This window comes from Hydrocoleum sp. CS-953, assembly GCF_002260545.1.
In the GTDB taxonomy this organism is placed as follows: Bacteria; Cyanobacteriota; Cyanobacteriia; order Cyanobacteriales; family Microcoleaceae; genus Trichodesmium.
The window spans coordinates 1-2,647 of the sequence record NZ_LGSU01000290.1 but is presented as its reverse complement, the minus strand read 5'-3'; the positions used below and the strand labels follow the sequence as shown (position 1 = coordinate 2,647).

Sequence of the window (2,647 nt, the reverse complement as noted above, 5' to 3'; positions counted from 1 at the left end):
AAAAATTAGACTTAGACTAGAGGTAATTCCCAAAAACTATAGCGCTATAGTATTTATTAAGTTGAGAACTAAAAACTCTGACAGTCATCTGGGAAAGAAAATCAAAGAGACAAATAATTAAGGGACAAACCTACTAATTCATCAATACAACAAAGTCCTCCTGAGAGAGCAAGTGGTAATTCCTGCGTGTTAGAGAATAACAACACAATTCAGTATAAGATAGACTATTTAAAATAGTAATATCTAAAATAAATATGGTTTTTAATTGGTTCCGTCGTAAGTATAATGACAGTTCAGACAAAACTTCAAAGGAAAAACCTGAACCTAACAAAGAAAAAGAAAAAGTAGAAGCAGAAGTTGAATCACAAGAAAAATCAGCGCAGGAGTCCACACAGAGTACAGAGGATTATTTGAGTTGGGCAAAAGCAGCCTACAAAAATATTCAAGAACAGAAAAAAACTGAAGTAGTATCTCAAACTCCTACAGATACTGTTAAAACAGAGGAAAAGCTAGAAACTAAAACACCAGCAACAACAGCAAAAGTTGAGCCAAGCATATCAGAGCAGCTCAAAGCTGAAGAACAAGAAGATATTGTAGTAGAAAAAACAGAATCTACATCCACAAACACTCAGCCCGAAACAATTCCAACTTTAGGGGAAACAACCCCTAGGGAAATAAAATCTCCAGAATTAGAAATTTCGGTAGAGTCAAATTCAGTAATAGAAGAAACTACTCCAGTAACTCAAGCATCTGAAGAATTACCTTTCTGGGCTAGAGCTGCTGCAGAAAGACAAGCTAGAGTAGAACGTCTCAAAGAAACTGCTATAGAAGAACCAGAACCAGAAATTCTCCAGCAAACAACTGTAGATTCTGAAATAGAAGAAATAGACCCCCTAATTCTCGATGAAGCATTTCTTTGGTCAGCAGAAGTTTTAGCAGGTCAAGGTCGTCGCCCAGATCAAGTTTCTGCCGAAGAAATTTCTTGGCTGAAGAAATTACGACAAGGCTTAGATAGAACTCGGCGCAACTTGCTCAACCAATTGAGGGCTATTGTAGGTCAAGGACCTCTGAATCAAGATGCAGTAATGGAAATAGAGTCCATGTTACTACAAGCTGACGTTGGAGTAGAGGCTACTGATTATATCATAGAAACACTACAAAATAAATTGCGAGAAGAAGCTTTACCTCCAAAAGAGGCGATCGCTTATTTGAAAAAAATCTTACGAGATATTCTGGATGAGCCATTCAAGGATTCGGAAATAGCTAGTCCTGCATATAATTTAACTTTTGTCCCAGAAAAGGAGACCTTAAATATTTGGCTGTTGAATGGTGTAAATGGAGCTGGTAAGACCACAACTATCGGTAAAATTGCTCATTTAGCTACNGCTTTACCTCCAAAAGAGGCGATCGCTTATTTGAAAAAAATCTTACGAGATATTCTGGATGAGCCATTCAAGGATTCGGAAATAGCTAGTCCTGCATATAATTTAACTTTTGTCCCAGAAAAGGAGACCTTAAATATTTGGCTGTTGAATGGTGTAAATGGAGCTGGTAAGACCACAACTATCGGTAAAATTGCTCATTTAGCTACCAAGTCAGACTACAAATGTTTAATTGCAGCAGCAGATACATTTCGAGCTGCAGCAGTACAACAGTTGACCATCTGGGGACAACGGAGTGAGGTAGAGGTAATTGCTAATCCTGGTAAAAATACTGATCCAGCAGCCATAGTTTTTGATGCTATAGTAGCGGCTCAAACCAGAAATACAGAATTACTACTGGTAGATACAGCCGGGAGACTGCAAAACAAGAAAAATTTGATGGACGAACTGAGTAAAATTCATCGCATAGTAGAGAAAAAAGCACCAGATGCGGTGGTAGAATCCCTACTGGTGTTAGACGCTACACTTGGTCAAAATGGTTTACGGCAAGCAGAAGTATTTGCCAAAGCTGCTAAACTGAGTGGGGTAGTATTGACAAAACTCGACGGAACTGCTAGAGGTGGTGTTGCACTTGCTGTTGTCAAGCAATTGGGTCTGCCTATTCGCTTTATTGGTGTGGGAGAAAGCATAGAAGACCTCCGTCCATTTTCTAGTTATGAGTTCGTTGAAGCTCTTCTTAGTGGTTAAAGATTTATTGCTTTTACCATTGAGAATGGGCAACTGCAATAGCAGTTGTGAAAAAAATCTATATTTTTGTCGGTTCAAGTATTTTGGCTGGGTAGCATCAGAGTATTTTCATATTCGGAGGAGAAGTTAGGAATTTTTTGCTTGGTCTGCTGACCAGGCAATTGGAGTATTTATCATCGTTTTTGAAACTATAGGAAACAGAGACAATTAAACTAAATATTGATATTACTTTCACTAGCTTGGTTTTTACCTATTTGGATAACTAAATTAGCTATAAAGTAGTATCTAGAACAGGAAATATAGCTGAAGTCAGAAGTAAGTAGGGGGAAATGACCATTCCCCCCTACATTATTCCTGTAACTAAGTTTGACAGTTTAAGAATGTTCTCATAGTAATTGCGACTGCTATAGATAAAATTTCTTCTAGGAAAACTCTTGAATATTACATCCACTGAAACAACTATTAATTTGATTAGCTAAAATCATTTTTATCGGGTGATTATAGATATGCAATTAGTC

At 37.5% G+C, this 2,647-nt stretch carries 1 protein-coding gene and 1 pseudogene; both read left to right on the top strand.

The genetic code is table 11. From position 1 onward, the window contains the following. Window positions 1-254: 254 nt before the first annotated feature. Window positions 255-1,384: pseudogene (locus AFK68_RS40905) on the top strand (signal recognition particle receptor subunit alpha); the annotation flags it as partial. Window position 1,385: 1 nt separating this feature from the next. Further along, on the top strand, window positions 1,386-2,129 hold a 744-nt coding region (ftsY, locus tag AFK68_RS40900; protein WP_246843956.1), incomplete at its 5' end, for a signal recognition particle-docking protein FtsY. Between the last annotated feature and the right edge of the window lie 518 nt (window positions 2,130-2,647).